The 14,072-nt window shown below is 36.7% G+C and carries 19 protein-coding genes and 2 pseudogenes; 20 read left to right on the forward strand and 1 reads right to left on the reverse strand.

The annotated features are described in order from the left end of the window. The first annotated feature begins 45 nt into the window (after positions 1–45). The 18 genes and pseudogenes from ACFFIX_RS18880 to ACFFIX_RS18965 all read left to right on the forward strand — a co-directional run bounded on the left by ACFFIX_RS18880 (position 46) and on the right by ACFFIX_RS18965 (position 10,022). Positions 46–303, forward strand: coding sequence for a MarR family winged helix-turn-helix transcriptional regulator (locus ACFFIX_RS18880; RefSeq protein WP_378936798.1), 258 nt, complete (start codon positions 46–48; stop codon positions 301–303). Positions 304–343: 40 nt separating this feature from the next. After that, positions 344–1,525: an MFS transporter gene (locus ACFFIX_RS18885; protein WP_378936763.1), complete on the forward strand. Its 1,182-nt coding sequence runs from the start codon at positions 344–346 to the stop codon at positions 1,523–1,525. Between the two features lie 76 nt (positions 1,526–1,601). Beyond that, positions 1,602–1,724 (forward strand): hypothetical protein, encoded by a 123-nt coding sequence (locus tag ACFFIX_RS18890; protein WP_378936765.1) that lies wholly within the window; start codon positions 1,602–1,604, stop codon positions 1,722–1,724. A 566-nt stretch (positions 1,725–2,290) separates the two neighbouring features. Next, entirely contained in the window at positions 2,291–2,554 is a 264-nt protein-coding gene (locus tag ACFFIX_RS18895) for a metal-sensitive transcriptional regulator (protein ID WP_378936767.1), read from the forward strand. A 158-nt stretch (positions 2,555–2,712) separates the two neighbouring features. Continuing rightward, complete coding sequence (locus ACFFIX_RS18900; RefSeq protein ID WP_378936769.1) at positions 2,713–3,192, forward strand: DsrE/DsrF/DrsH-like family protein; 480 nt, start codon at positions 2,713–2,715, stop codon at positions 3,190–3,192. A gap of 46 nt (positions 3,193–3,238) precedes the next feature. Beyond that, a complete protein-coding gene (locus ACFFIX_RS18905; protein WP_378936771.1) occupies positions 3,239–3,601 on the forward strand; it encodes a rhodanese-like domain-containing protein in 363 nt (120 codons plus the stop codon). Between the two features lie 15 nt (positions 3,602–3,616). Then, positions 3,617–3,912: pseudogene (locus tag ACFFIX_RS18910) on the forward strand (rhodanese-like domain-containing protein). A gap of 51 nt (positions 3,913–3,963) precedes the next feature. Next, positions 3,964–4,539, forward strand: coding sequence for a sulfurtransferase TusA family protein (locus ACFFIX_RS18915; protein WP_378936773.1), 576 nt, complete (start codon positions 3,964–3,966; stop codon positions 4,537–4,539). Positions 4,540–4,600: 61 nt separating this feature from the next. Further along, positions 4,601–4,785 (forward strand): annotated as a pseudogene (locus ACFFIX_RS18920) (glutaredoxin family protein). A 13-nt stretch (positions 4,786–4,798) separates the two neighbouring features. Then, complete coding sequence (locus ACFFIX_RS18925) at positions 4,799–5,200, forward strand: DsrE/DsrF/DrsH-like family protein (protein WP_378936775.1); 402 nt, start codon at positions 4,799–4,801, stop codon at positions 5,198–5,200. A gap of 45 nt (positions 5,201–5,245) precedes the next feature. Beyond that, positions 5,246–6,373 carry an MBL fold metallo-hydrolase gene (locus tag ACFFIX_RS18930; protein WP_378936776.1) on the forward strand — a complete coding sequence of 376 codons (1,128 nt, stop codon included), beginning with the start codon at positions 5,246–5,248 and terminating at the stop codon, positions 6,371–6,373. 26 nt (positions 6,374–6,399) lie between these two features. Next, positions 6,400–6,627: a sulfurtransferase TusA family protein gene (locus tag ACFFIX_RS18935; RefSeq protein ID WP_378936777.1), complete on the forward strand. Its 228-nt coding sequence runs from the start codon at positions 6,400–6,402 to the stop codon at positions 6,625–6,627. Between the two features lie 52 nt (positions 6,628–6,679). Continuing rightward, complete coding sequence (locus ACFFIX_RS18940) at positions 6,680–7,468, forward strand: sulfite exporter TauE/SafE family protein (RefSeq protein ID WP_378936779.1); 789 nt, start codon at positions 6,680–6,682, stop codon at positions 7,466–7,468. A 38-nt stretch (positions 7,469–7,506) separates the two neighbouring features. Continuing rightward, the gene (locus ACFFIX_RS18945; protein WP_378936781.1) at positions 7,507–7,785 is read left to right on the forward strand and encodes a carboxymuconolactone decarboxylase family protein; all 279 of its coding nucleotides are present in this window, start codon (positions 7,507–7,509) and stop codon (positions 7,783–7,785) included. 81 nt (positions 7,786–7,866) lie between these two features. Then, positions 7,867–8,103: a hypothetical protein gene (locus ACFFIX_RS18950; RefSeq protein ID WP_378936783.1), complete on the forward strand. Its 237-nt coding sequence runs from the start codon at positions 7,867–7,869 to the stop codon at positions 8,101–8,103. Positions 8,104–8,191: 88 nt separating this feature from the next. Further along, positions 8,192–8,812: an SAM-dependent methyltransferase gene (locus ACFFIX_RS18955; RefSeq protein WP_378936785.1), complete on the forward strand. Its 621-nt coding sequence runs from the start codon at positions 8,192–8,194 to the stop codon at positions 8,810–8,812. A 505-nt stretch (positions 8,813–9,317) separates the two neighbouring features. Next, complete coding sequence (locus tag ACFFIX_RS18960) at positions 9,318–9,482, forward strand: aspartyl-phosphate phosphatase Spo0E family protein (RefSeq protein ID WP_378936800.1); 165 nt, start codon at positions 9,318–9,320, stop codon at positions 9,480–9,482. Between the two features lie 345 nt (positions 9,483–9,827). Next, a complete protein-coding gene (locus tag ACFFIX_RS18965; protein ID WP_378936787.1) occupies positions 9,828–10,022 on the forward strand; it encodes a hypothetical protein in 195 nt (64 codons plus the stop codon). Between the two features lie 158 nt (positions 10,023–10,180). Here the strand turns inward: ACFFIX_RS18965 and ACFFIX_RS18970 are convergent, their stop codons facing one another. Continuing rightward, positions 10,181–10,906 (reverse strand): FadR/GntR family transcriptional regulator, encoded by a 726-nt coding sequence (locus ACFFIX_RS18970; RefSeq protein WP_378936789.1) that lies wholly within the window; start codon positions 10,904–10,906, stop codon positions 10,181–10,183. Between the two features lie 219 nt (positions 10,907–11,125). Here ACFFIX_RS18970 and ACFFIX_RS18975 point away from each other — a divergent pair, with 219 nt between their 5' ends. Both ACFFIX_RS18975 and ACFFIX_RS18980 read left to right on the forward strand, forming a co-directional pair. After that, positions 11,126–12,511 (forward strand): FAD-binding oxidoreductase, encoded by a 1,386-nt coding sequence (locus ACFFIX_RS18975; protein WP_378936791.1) that lies wholly within the window; start codon positions 11,126–11,128, stop codon positions 12,509–12,511. A 10-nt stretch (positions 12,512–12,521) separates the two neighbouring features. Next, the gene (locus ACFFIX_RS18980) at positions 12,522–13,505 is read left to right on the forward strand and encodes a bile acid:sodium symporter family protein (protein WP_378936793.1); all 984 of its coding nucleotides are present in this window, start codon (positions 12,522–12,524) and stop codon (positions 13,503–13,505) included. Positions 13,506–14,072: the final 567 nt, after the last annotated feature.

Below are 14,072 nucleotides of genomic sequence, written 5' to 3' on the forward strand. Positions count from 1 at the left end.
GATGGAACACCCACGTATTACAATGAAATCGCGACGCAATTTGCCATTTTCAAAAGTGCAGTAAGCCAGGTACTCGCCAAGCTTGAAGCTCAAAATTTCATTACGCGTGAGAGCAATCCAAACAATCATCGTGAGTTTTTCATCGTATTAGCAGAGAAAGGTCTTACTTATCAGAAATTAAGTGAAGAAGCAGATAAAGATTTTCTAATGAAGCACTTCTCTGACATCGATTTAGAACAATTACAAAATATTGTACAAACAATGAAGAAAGTGAATGCATCCATTTCATCCTCCAACAGATAGGACGGTGACTTGGTTTACAATCAATTAGAGGTAATCAATTATGAATCGAAAGGAAAAAGTGTCTATTGCACTTGCATTATCTAGTTTATTTATTGCTTATTTGGGGATGGGACTTGCTTCACCAGTTATGCCAACAATTGCAGAGGAACTAAGTTTAAATGGTGCCGTTGTCGGTTACTTGTTCGCTGTAATGGCCTTTGCACAGTTTCTGGCTTCACCTTTTACAGGCGTATGGGTCGATTCAATCGGCCGTAAAAAAATGATTGTCATTGGTCTTTTATTATTTTCATTTTCAGAGGCACTATTTGGCTTTGCGGATGAAACTTGGCTATTATTTGTGAGCCGTCTTCTTGGTGGTGTAAGTGCCGCTTTCATTATGCCAGCCGTTGTTACGTACGTTACAGATAAAACGACCTTATCAAATCGTGCAAAAGTGTTAGGTTACCAATCAGCTGCAATCAGTTTAGGGTTTATAATTGGGCCAGGAGTTGGTGGACTGATTGCAGAGTTCGGGATACGCGCACCGTTCTTCTTTGCTGCTGCTATTTCACTCATTGCTACCATTATTATTTTTATTCTATTGGATGATTCGATTACAGTAGAACAGCTACAAAAAAATCGCGCATCCGCTGTACGTCCAGTATTTATACAAGAATTTAAAAAATCATTTCAACCAAAGTACTTCACACCACTACTGATTGTATTCATACTAGCGTTCGGACTGGCCGTATATGAAATGATGTTTAGCTTATTCGTCGATGAAAAGTTTGGCTTTACAATTCGTGATATTTCAATCGTTATTACGGTTGGTTCAATAGCTGGTGTTGTTGCTCAAATTATATTCTTTGATAAACTAGTCAATGTAATTGGTGAACGAATGTTAATTAATTTAACCTTACTATCTACTGCTATTTTTATCTTTCTAACGATTTTAATAGACGGTTACTTGACAATGATTGTTGTGACGAGTATTGTATTTTTCTCTTGTGATATTTTACGCCCCGCTGTAACATCATTTTTATCGAAAATCGCCGGGAAAAACCAAGGGTATATTGCGGGCATGAACTCTGCTTATACAAGCTTAGGTATCATACTTGGACCAATTATTGGCGGTATTTTATTTGATATCAATATCGATATGCCGTATATATTTGCCACAATTGTTCTTGTCATCGCGTTTGTTATTTCAAGTGTAAAATTAAAGAAACCTAACCTCAATTAGACCTATTTAGAAATCCGCTATCTCAAAAGATAGTGGATTTTTTTATTTAACTAACAAAAAGTACATGAAGAGGCACATGGACAAACACTTCGAATATAAGAATACCATTCCAGAGAAATTTACTGCTAGTGGAAGAAAAGTGGCTGCGTCATTCAGCCCTGCAGATGGTTCAGTTTCTCTTATTGTTGGTAGAAAATAATTACTCAATACACAAGAAGTTAAGAAAAAATTTTCTTAGCTTTTTTGCTCTTCTTTATTCGATAAACTGGCCCGATTGTCGAATAGAATAACTGTAGCTTTTAACTTTATTACTTTTTATACCGATCTAATGACTACTTTCTGAGATCGGTTTTCATCGGGTTTTTTTAAAAGGCCTTGACTTTATACCCCTATAGGTATTACTATATGTTTTAGCATCAATAATTCTTACGTTGAGTTTGAGGGGGAACTAGATGACATTCGCCATATTGAGTATACTAGTTATTATCTTTATCACTATGTACAAAAGATATATCCCCGTTTTAGGAATTAGGTGTACCAACGTGAACTTATATATTATAGATGTAAGTGACTATAATGATTCTTACAAAAAACTTAAACGGAAGATACATGTTGTTGCATCAAATCAACTTGATAGAAATGTTGCAATTCGTTTTTTTTGCAAAAAAGGGTAACAAATCGTTGGGTGTACAATTACAGGTAACAAAATAGTATTGATTTAAAACCAAATGAAAAGTGAAGTAACATTTAGAAGGAGGTAAAATCATGAATTACAATGTGCAATCAAAAAATAGAGTAAAGCGTATCGAAGGACAGTTAAGAGGAATTTTAAGAATGATGGAAGAAGAGAAAGATTGTAAGGAAGTAATTACACAATTATCTGCAGCACGAACAGCTATTGATCGAACAATTGGAGTGATTGTTAGTTCAAATTTAGTGGAATGTGTCCGAAAAGCAAATGAAAATGGAGAAGGTAACCCAGAAGAACTAGTAAAAGAAGCAGTAAACTTACTTGTAAAAAGTCGTTAAAAATAAAAGGGTTGACACTCTCTTTTATTACTATTATACCCATAGGGGTAAAAAGAAACCCGATTTTGTTTTTAATGAAAGAGGGATATTTTTTTAATAAATAAAATACCCCCATAGGTAATGGTAGTAAAATAAAAAATCTTTTAGGAGGCACGAACATGTCAGAACAGAAAAAAACAACGATTGTATTATTTAGCGGAGATTACGATAAAGCAATGGCAGCTTATATTATTGCAAATGGTGCAGCTGCATATGATCACGAAGTAACGATTTTTCACACGTTTTGGGGATTAAATGCATTGAGAAAAGACGAAAACATTGTAGTTAAAAAGGGGTTTATGGAAAAAATGTTTGGGAAAATGATGCCAAGAGGCGCAAAGAAAATGGGACTTTCCAAAATGAATTTTGCCGGTTTTGGACCGAAAATGATTAAAGATGTAATGAAAAAGCACAATGCGCTATCATTACAACAGCTTATTGAAATGGCGCAAGAACAAGAAATTAAGCTAGTAGCATGTACGATGACAATGGATCTTCTAGGTCTTCAACAAGACGAACTCTTAGATAAGATTGAATATGCTGGCGTCGCTGCTTATTTGGCAGACGCAGAAGATGGGAATGTTAACTTGTTTATTTAATTTCTAAGTATGTCTACCAAAGATTAGAGAGGGTGAGAGGATCGAAATGGAATATCTCAATTATATCATTTTCGCACTTTTTCTGTTTTTTATCCTACAACGCATAATACCGGCCAAAGGTGTTAAACAGATTTCATCAAGCGATTTATCAAGTGAATTAAAAGATAAGAACAAGCAATTTGTTGACGTACGAACCTCGGGAGAATTTAAGGGGTATCACATCAAAGGCTTTAAAAATATCCCACTCCATCAGCTTGCCCAGCAAGCAGTGAAGGAGCTTTCAAAAGATAAAGAAGTTATTGTAATTTGTCAAAGTGGAATGAGAAGCCAAAAGGCGAGCAAGACTTTAAAGAAATTAGGATTTAAACAGGTAAAGAACGTAAGAGGTGGCGTAAGTACCTGGAGATAGAAAGGAGGGAAATCAATGAAACAATTATCTGCAAAAGAAGTAGAAAACTTATTAAAAGAGGGGAATTCAATAAATTTAATTGATGTTCGAGAAGTAGATGAAGTCCAGTCAGGAAAAATTTCTGGGGCAATCCATATCCCTCTTGGGTTACTGGAATTTCGTTTGAGCGAATTAGATAAAAAAAAGAGTATATAATGGTTTGTCGTTCAGGTGCTAGAAGTGGGCGTGCTACACAATTCCTTGAAAACCAAGGATATCATGTCATTAATATGACAAGTGGGATGCTCGCTTGGGAAGGTGAAATTGAGTAATTTTTTTAACTGACTAAATACCCTTGTGGGTAAAAATAGGAGGATTTAATAATGGAATCATTAAAAACAGATCTTATATTAAATGCGAAGGGTTTAGCTTGTCCAATGCCAATTGTAAAAACAAAGAAGGCGATGAACAATTTAGAAGAAGGTCAAGTATTGGAAGTTCTAGCAACAGATAAAGGATCAAAGGCAGATATTCAAGCGTGGGCTGGGAGCTCAGGTCATCAATACTTAGGTACGCTTGAAGAAGGAGAAGTATTAAAGCATTACCTAAGAAAGTCATCTAGTGAGGAAACTTTTGAAAGAAAGCATCCTCATGTCACAAATAATCAAGAGCTTGAAAACAAGCTCGATGTAAATGAACGCATTGTTGTTCTTGATGTAAGGGAAGCTGCAGAATATGCATTTAATCATATACCAAGTGCAATCTCAATACCTTTGGGGGAATTAGATGATCGTTTGGATGAGCTAAACAAAGAAGATGATATCTTTGTTGTCTGCCGTACTGGAAGTCGCAGTGATTTTGCCGCACAAAAGCTAGCAGAAAAGGGATTTACTAAAGTAAATAATGTCGTACCAGGAATGAGTGGATGGTCAGGAGAGACTATTAGTATAAATCGTTAGGTGAAGGTCTGAAAATGAAGTCAATAACAGTCATTCAACAACACGATGTCCATATAGTGGGATGTTAAAGAACTATTTAATAGAACAAAACATTTCTTTTCAGGAAGTGAATGTTGAAACAAAACCTGAAATCATGAAAAACTTGTTAAAACAACAGCGCAAATGGGTGTACCTCAAACAGAGGTTAATGGTAAATGGATCTTTGGTTTTGATCCAACTAACATAATGATGGCATTAAAATACTAGGAGGAAAAAAATAATGAATAAAAAAGTAGCAATTATCGCAAGTAATGGTGGATTATTTGATGCATATAAAGTACTTAATATCGCAACTGCAGCTGCAGCTGCAGCAACAGATCAAGAAGTAGCTATTTTCTTTACATTCGAAGGGTTAAACTTAATTCATAATGAAGCCTACAAACAACTTCCAATGCCTGAAGGGAAAGAACATTTTGCTGAAGGTTTTGCAACAGCAAATGTGCCAGCCATTCCAGAGTTGGTTGCAATGGCACAAGAATTAGGCGTTAAATTCATTGGATGTCAAATGACAATGGATGTGATGGGATTAGAAAAAGAATTATTTGTAAATGGAATTGAAGTAGGTGGAGCTGTAACGTTTTTAGAGTTCGCACAAGATGCAGATGTAACATTGACATTTTAAGTAACATATTTTTTTAACTTAAATTATACCATATGGGGTAAAATTATGACTGTAAAAGCAATGACTTCAAAAGAAGTGACGAAAAAGGTCTTTAATAAAGAGTCATTATTTATTTTAGATGTTCGTAATGAAAGTGACTTTCAAGATTGGAAAATTGAAGGAAAAAACTTTGACTATCTAAATGTTCCTTACTTTGATTTGCTTGATGGGGTTGAGGGTATCATTGATAGAATTCCGACTGATCAGGATGTTTTAGTCGTCTGTGCCAAGGAAGGTTCATCAATCATGATTGCTGATATGCTTTCTGAGGTTGGACGAACTGTTTCTTATTTAACAGGTGGAATGAAGGCCTGGAGTGAGCATTTAGAACCTGTTAAAGTTGGGGATTTACACGATGGAGGAGAAATCTATCAGTTTGTTCGGATCGGAAAGGGGTGTTTATCATACGCAGTTGTCTCTAATGGCGAGATCGCGATTATTGATTCAACAAGAATGACTAGCATTTATCTTGAATTTGCAGAAAGTATCGGTGCAAAGATTACACACGTTTTTGATACACACCTACATGCCGATCACATTTCTGGTGGACGAATACTTGCAGAAAAAACCAATGCAACCTATTGGCTGCCACCAAAGGATGCCACGGAAGTAACCTTCAAGTATCAACCTCTTGAAGGTGGGAATGAAGTGACGATTGGGAACACGACGATAACGATTCACGCATTGTATTCTCCAGGTCACACAATTGGATCAACTTCTTTTGTTGTGGACGAAAAGTTTTTACTTTCAGGTGATATCTTGTTTATCGATTCTATTGGTAGACCCGATCTAGCAGGTATGGCAGAAGATTGGGTAGGAGATTTAAGAGAAAGTCTTTATATACGGTACAGAGAATTATCGGAGGAACTCATCGTTCTGCCAGCACATTTTATGATTATCGATGAATTGAACGCTGATGGTAGTGTATCTGAAAAGCTAGGTACACTGTATGCTAAAAATCATGGTTTAAACATTGAAGACGAAATTGAATTTAGAAAACTAGTCTCTGAAAACTTGCCACCGCAACCAAATGCATACCAAGAGATTCGTGAAACAAACATGGGGAAAATTATGCCAGATAAAGAAAAGCAACGTGAAATGGAAATTGGACCGAATCGCTGTGCGGTACGTTAATTCAGAATAATAGGAGGAGTTTTATAATGGACGTAACAAAAGTATTAGATGCAAAGGGTTTGGCATGTCCGATGCCGATTGTCAAAACAAAAAAAGCAATGAATGAACTAGAATCAGGCCAAGTACTAGAGATTCATGCAACAGATAAAGGGGCAAAAAATGATCTTACAGCATGGGCAAAATCTGGTGGACATGAATTTTTGAATCATGAAGAAGAAAATGATGTACTGAAATTTTGGATAAAAAAAGGTTAAAGAATAAGGGGGCCAGTCTAGGTTCCCTTTTCTTAAAGGAGGAGGAGATCGAATGGATTTAGGATTTATTATTGCAATCTTCTTAATAGGATTTATCGGGTCGTATGTTTCAGGAATGTTAGGGATTGGTGGTTCATTCATAAAGTATCCAATGTTATTATATATCCCACCATTATTTGGGTTAGCAGCATTTAGTGCTCATGAAGTATCTGGTATAAGCGCGGTACAAGTATTTTTTGCGACAATCGGAGGAGTTTGGGCGTATCGCAAGGGTGGTTATTTAAATAAATCATTAATTGTATCCATGGGTTTTAGTATCTTAATAGGTAGTTTTGTAGGGAGCTATGGATCAAAGGTAATGACAGAGGGTGGCATTAATTTAACGTATGGAATTTTAGCATTAATTGCAGCTGTGATAATGTTTATCCCTAAGAAAGGTATTGACGACATTTCTCTTGATCAGGTGAAATTCAATAAATGGTTAGCCGCAGCACTTGCTTTCATTGTGGGTATAGGTGCGGGTATTGTCGGTGCAGCCGGTGCATTTTTGCTAGTGCCTATCATGCTAGTCGTCTTGAAGATCCCAACCCGAATGACCATTGCTTCGTCCCTAGCGATTACATTTATTTCATCAATTGGTGCAACGGTTGGAAAAATTACCACAGGACAAGTGGATTACATCCCAGCAATGATTATGGTCGTTGCAAGTTTAATTGCATCTCCTCTGGGAGCTATAGCTGGGAAAAAGGTAAACACGAAAGTATTACAAGTCATTTTGGCTATACTTATCTTTGCAACCGCAGTGAAGATTTGGATCGATATATTAGTTTATAACAATTAATATGCAGGCAATCATATGTACGTGGAGGAGATGTAACAGTGGGACAGGAATTATATAAAAAAATTTATAACGTTAAAGAGTTTTATGTCGCTCTATATAAAGGTTTAAGAACATTCAAATACATGAAAAAGAATAAAAAAACGAATGAGATGACACCTCATCTTATTGAAAGGATTATGCTGGCAGTAACGGAAGTGAATGGCTGTGAATTTTGTTCATACTCTCATACAAAAATCGCTCTGGAGCAAGGAATGAGCCAAGAGGAAATAAAATGCTTTTATCCGGAATCACTGAAGGGATTTCTGATCACGAAATGACGGCTATCGTTTTTGCGCAGCATTATGCGGATACGAGAGGGAATCCATCCATGGAGGCATGGAATCGCACCGTAGAAGCATATGGAACAGAAAAAGCATTGGGGGATATTGGGTGCGATTCGAACGATCATGATTGGGAATATCAATGGTATCTCAATAAGTGCATTTAGTAGCCGCATCAAAGGTAAAAAGATTGAAAAGACTAATCTGTTGTATGAAATCAAGATGATCATGAGCATTATTATTCTCTTGCCGGCTGCTTTGATCCATGGTTTCGTTTCAAATCTGCTCGATGTCCCTGTGATTGATTTCGGTTAATTCACCTTTATAGAGTCAGAAACCTAGTTTCAAACATTTCATTTAGCAATTAGAGGTTTAAAAACTACATAGAAAGGATGATTAAAAGATGAACCATTGGAATACTCGCTTTCAAACAGAGAATTATGTTTATGGCAGAGAACCGAATGTTTTTTTGACAGAATTTCATAAGAAAATAAAAATTTCCGGTGATGCTTTGGCTATAGCTGAAGGAGAAGGGCGTAATGCGGTTTACTTAGCTGAGCAGGGGATGAAAGTCACAGCATGGGATTATGCGGAATCGGGGCTTGCAAAAACAAATAAGCTCGCAGAAGAACGGGGTGTAGTGGTTTCGACTGAACTTGTAGATTTAAACGAAGCAAACTGGAATAAAGCTAAATGGGATGAAATTGTATGTATCTTTGGCCATTTCCTAGCAGAACTTCGACAGAAAACACTTCAGGGTGTAAAGGAAGCTGTAAAGCCAGGTGGTTATTATCTGACAGAGGTGTATTCACATTACCAGATCCCTTATAAAAGTGGCGGACCGCAAGATCTGGATTTTTTATACAAACCGGAAGAGTTTTTGAAAATTTTTGCTGAATGGCGCATTGTTCACTTATTCATGGGAGAGGTTGCCCGTCACGAAGGAGAACTCCATAATGGACTGTCACATATTATCCAATTTGTTGGACAAAAACCGGAGGAGCAACAGAAGGAACAAGAATGAACATGACAACGTGGGACTATGCGTAATTAGGATTGACATACACCGATATCTGACTTAGTCTTAACTGAACTAAATAACCTACGAAGATGAGTGTAAATATGAATGTATATAATGTAAGCTGAATGTAAAATAGACATAAAAGCATATAATCTTGTAGGTTTATTTTTACAACTTCAACAATTTAAGCGTGTGTAATAGATACTCTATAAAGGGCGTGATTGTTGTTCAAAACATGTGGAAAATGATCAAACTTTTTTATAAAAACCAAACTTAAATCTGCTGAAGAAGAATCCATTTTGATCAATCTTTTTTCAAAATGGATTCTTTTTATTTAACGTAAAATTTAGGATTGCGAGGTATTTTTGATCAAACTTTATTTCAAAGCAACATTACAATTTTGGAATATACTCGTTAAGGTTATTATAGTTTTGTACCAAAGGAGTTCATTATTATGTCCAACCCTACTAAAGATCTATCTTCCCAAGAATAACAATTACTTATAAAAATTGACTCCTTAAAAAGTGAACTTATTGAAATAGGCTTACTAATGGGATTAAATCATCCAACTACTGTTTCTCTTAGTCAAAGATTGGACAAATTAATTCTTGAATTTCAAAAATACAGCTTTTCATGGGGTAGCGTCAGGAAAATGCGGATTTACAACGATTAGATTTTGGTATAAGTCTTATGGGACATTATGAAGCCTAATTTATAGGATAACCTCTATTTATACTAGGGATCGAGATGGTAATCTAATAGAAATTTCTAACTATTAAAATTTTATTTGCTTTTTAATTATTTAAGACTGCCATGTTTGAATAAGTATCGCTTTCCTTGTTCAACAAACGGGCGCAAGAATTGAACAACGATGGACTGTTACAGCAGTCCATTTTTCTTGATCTTTAATCAGTTAAAGGTCAGTTTAATTGATTAAGGAGAGGAAAGATATATATCGGGAAGAATATATTATTTGATTGTTGTTGTAGAATTTACATGAAAATTGGAGGGACCAAATATGAAGGAACTAATTGAAGAGTATGGTCAAGGATATGAGATGTTTAAAAAGCTATTAAAGTTCTTACTGAAGAGGAGCTTCGATTTAAACCTGCACCAAAAAATGGAGTATTCATCAAATCTTAATACATATAGCGGATTCCGAATTAGTTTCTACACAAAGGGAAAAAGGAATTTAATGGATTTTTTTCAATAAATACTCGTCTAGGTGAAAATAAGAGAGGGCATAATATGATAGAATGCCCGAATGACCTGGATATTTTTATTCAATTCTTATTTGATTATGCAATTTTAACCATAATGCTCCCCATTACTTAAGATGGGGGTATTTTCATAAATTTGATTGCCTTTTCTCTAATTGCTGTTTTCCTCACAATACCTTAAGGATGATTCCGCCAATTCTTTCCGAATTTGCGTAATATGCTTTTCCATCAGATGTTTTGCCAGGTCTGCATCACCTGAAGCGATCGCTAAATAAATTTCTTTATGTTCATCAATCGTATCCTGTACCCGTTCAGGATTGGCCAAACGGTGCCTCCGGGTAGCTTGAATGGTGTTGTGCATATGTTCACTAAGAGTTTGAATTAATTGTAAAAATATTGAATTATGTGAGGCGCGAACAATATTAATATGGAAGCTTACGTCTGCTTGAAGTCCTAATTCTACATCATTTTTTGAACGATCCATCATTTCCAGCGCTTCCCGAATCCGTTCCAAATCTTCTGAAGTTGCCCTTCTTGAAGCCAAAAATGCACATTCCACTTCAAGCACTCGGCGAAGCTCCAGTATTTCGTAGATAAGTTTTTTTTCAGCGTGTATGATCGTGGAGGAAAGATCTACTGTTAATGTACTTGACTCGGAAGTTTTAATAAAGCTCCCGCTTCCTTGTCTTATTTCAATAAGCCCTTTGATTTCTAGTTTCTTCAGTGCTTCTCTCACAGACGTTCGGCTTACATTAAAAAGGTTCGCTAATTCTCTTTCTGTAGGCAATTTGTCTCCAGGTTTTAGCTCTCCATTTAAAAAATATTCTTTTATTTGGTCCACAACTACTTGATAAGTTTTTTTCCTTGGTTCTGGCATCGCTTATGTCACCTCTTAAACACTATACTATAGACATCCTTAATGATACAGAAACCCTTCTTTTTAAACAATTTTTTGAAAAAAATAATTATTGATTTTTTCAGAATATTTAGTACAATGAGAATATAAAAAGATTGTACCAATTTTTACTTTTTGAAAATTGGTATGACCAATTTAGAGCAATCATATTCATTAGATTAGGTAATAGGGGAGAATGAAATGCAAACAACGAACGAAGAATTGGTTACGGCTCTACGGAAGGTCCTTCCTGTTCGTCAAGTAACGATCAATCAAATTATCTTAGAGCAGCACAGCAGAGATGAATCGTACCATTCCGCCAGTTTGCCGGATATTGTTGTCTTTCCAACAACAACGGATGAGGTTAGTCAAGTTATGAAAATAGCTAGTCAATACCAAGTTCCGATTGTGCCCTTTGGAAGGGGAACTAGCTTAGAAGGACATGTCATTCCATATGACCATGGAATGACCATCGATTTTTCACTCATGGATAAAATAATAGAGATTAAGGAACAGGACTTTCTTGTAAAAGTTCAACCAGGGGTGACGCGGACACAGTTAAATCGTGAGCTTAAAAAATACGGATTATTTTTCTCAGTGGATCCAGGAGCAGATGCCACACTTGGCGGGATGGCAGCAACCAATGCCAGCGGTACAACATCTGTAAAATATGGTGTCATGCGCGATCAGGTTCGAGATTTAGAGGTGGTTCTTGCAGATGGTACTGTGATCCATACGGGGAACTTAGCAGCAAAATCTTCATCCGGCCTGCATTTAAACGGTCTATTTGTTGGTTCAGAGGGAACGTTGGGCTGCTTTACCGAATTGACGTTAAAAGTTTATGGTATACCGGAATTTGTACTGGCAGCCAAGGCATCCTTTCCAACCGTCCATGATGCAGTAGAAGCAGTCGTTAGTATTTTACAAGCGGGCGTTCCGATTGCAAGGGTTGAACTTATAGATGAACATTCAATGAAACAAGTCAACCTGCATAGTGAAACAGCATATAAGGAGCAGCCGACGTTATTCTTAGAGTTCCATGGCAATGAGGCTGGATTAAACCAAGATGTTGAATTTATGAAAGAGATTGTAAACGATCACAATTGTGAGAGCATTGACTTTGAGACCGATAACGCTGCTCGAAACCAATTGTGGGAAGCACGGCATAATTTAGCATATGCCTATGTCCATGGATATCCAGGGAAAAAGCTGATGGTGACAGATGTTTGTCTGCCTATCTCCGAGCTGGCAGGGGCTATTGAACATGCGAGAGAGGCACTGGATTCGCTGGCACTTCCTGGAGGGATTGTCGGCCACGTTGGAGATGGCAATTTTCATGTTCTATTGATGATTGATATGAACAATTCGGATGCAATAAAAAAAGCCGATAAATTTAATGAATTGATTGTCATGTATGCTCTAGAACGCGGTGGTACTTGTACCGGGGAACATGGCGTCGGGGTCGGAAAACAGAAATACCAAGAGAAAGAACATGGAAAAGCACTGCTGGTGATGGAAAAGATTAAACATGCGCTCGATCCAAACTCGCTATTAAATCCAAATAAAATTTTAAGAATAAATAAATAGAGGTGTCATGATGAAAATTTTAGAAGCAATCAGTACGTTTGCCGGAAAGTATTTTGCCGTATGGGTCATCTGTACAGCTGTCATCGCCTTTATGGCTCCCGATCCCTTTTTAGGGTTTGGAAAATATATTACGATATTACTAGGTATTGTGATGTTTGGCATGGGACTGACATTAAAAGCGGTCGATTTTAAACTCGTAATAACGAACCCAGTCCCAGTTTTAATCGGCGTATGTGCACAATTTGTTATCATGCCGCTTATCGCTTTTTTAATCGCTTATTTGATGAAGCTGCCAGCGGAATTAGCTGCTGGATTAGTCCTTCTTGGATCCGTTCCAGGAGGTACGGCATCAAATGTCATGGTTTATCTTGCAAAAGGAAATGTTCCATTGTCGATTACGATGACGTCGATTACGACGCTATTGGCACCGATTGCCACACCTTCCATTTTATTATTGCTCGCAGGTAAATGGATGCCTGTCGATCCAATGGCGATGTTCATTTCGATTATTCAAGTCATCATTTTACCTATCATCTTAGGTATTGTGATTAGGAAAATTCTCCCGCGAGTGGTGGAAAAAAGTATATCAGTCGTTCCACTTATTTCAGTTTTGGCCATCATGATTATTGTATCAGCAGTTGTCGCAGGAAATGCCGCTAGCCTTGCTAAAGCAGGATTCCTTATTTTTATGGCTGTCATGATGCACAATGCGGCGGGATTGCTGCTTGGCTACTTAACAGCACTGGTATTGCGTCTGGATGAAAATACTAGAAGAGCGATTTCGATTGAAGTCGGGATGCAAAACTCCGGGTTAGGTGTAGCATTGGCGACTGCCCACTTCGGGCCATTAGCTGCCCTGCCTAGTGTGGTTGCTGCCGTATGGCATAATATTACCGGTCCGATTCTCGCCACTTATTGGTCGAAAAAACCAGTGAACAGAGAGGAGCCGCTTAGTTTGCAGAAAAACGAGGATAACCAGATATTTAATAAATAACTATAGAAGAGTAATGGATAGATAAAATAGAGGGTTTCTGCAATTGAATTCAAATTGACTCATTTTTGCGTGTAAGCAAAAGCATAAATTAAGTCCCTGGTGATAAAGAATATTACAATTGTCAGGAGCGAGCCTCTGCCACGTAACGTGTCTTGTTAATAATTCATTACTTAATTCTCCTCGTCTCTTATCCTTGAGTATAACTAAATAATTTTTCAAAATATCGCCATAATAGAATGTACGTTCCTTTTACGGTTACAGAATTTATTGTCAATTATCTTTTGTTAGAATTTCTACTGTCGTATGATATGATTTCTGATACGGCGGAATAAGCATTATACTGATTGTGGATTTTTAAAGATTAACCGTTTACGGTTTTAAAAGTTTGACCGTTTAGAATAAAGTTTGATAAATTACAAAGGTTTAATCAAAAATCCTGTTTTAAATGCAGGATTTTTTCTTGTTCCGCAAAACCAGCTAATAGTTTGTCAATATTTTTCAATAAAAATTTAAAATATCTCATGCTATACTAAATTTAGACATGTCAAATAACCTTCCAATGTTCTG

The sequence above is a fragment of the Metabacillus herbersteinensis genome, from assembly GCF_042433335.1.
In the GTDB taxonomy this organism is placed as follows: domain Bacteria; phylum Bacillota; class Bacilli; order Bacillales; family Bacillaceae; genus Metabacillus; species Metabacillus herbersteinensis.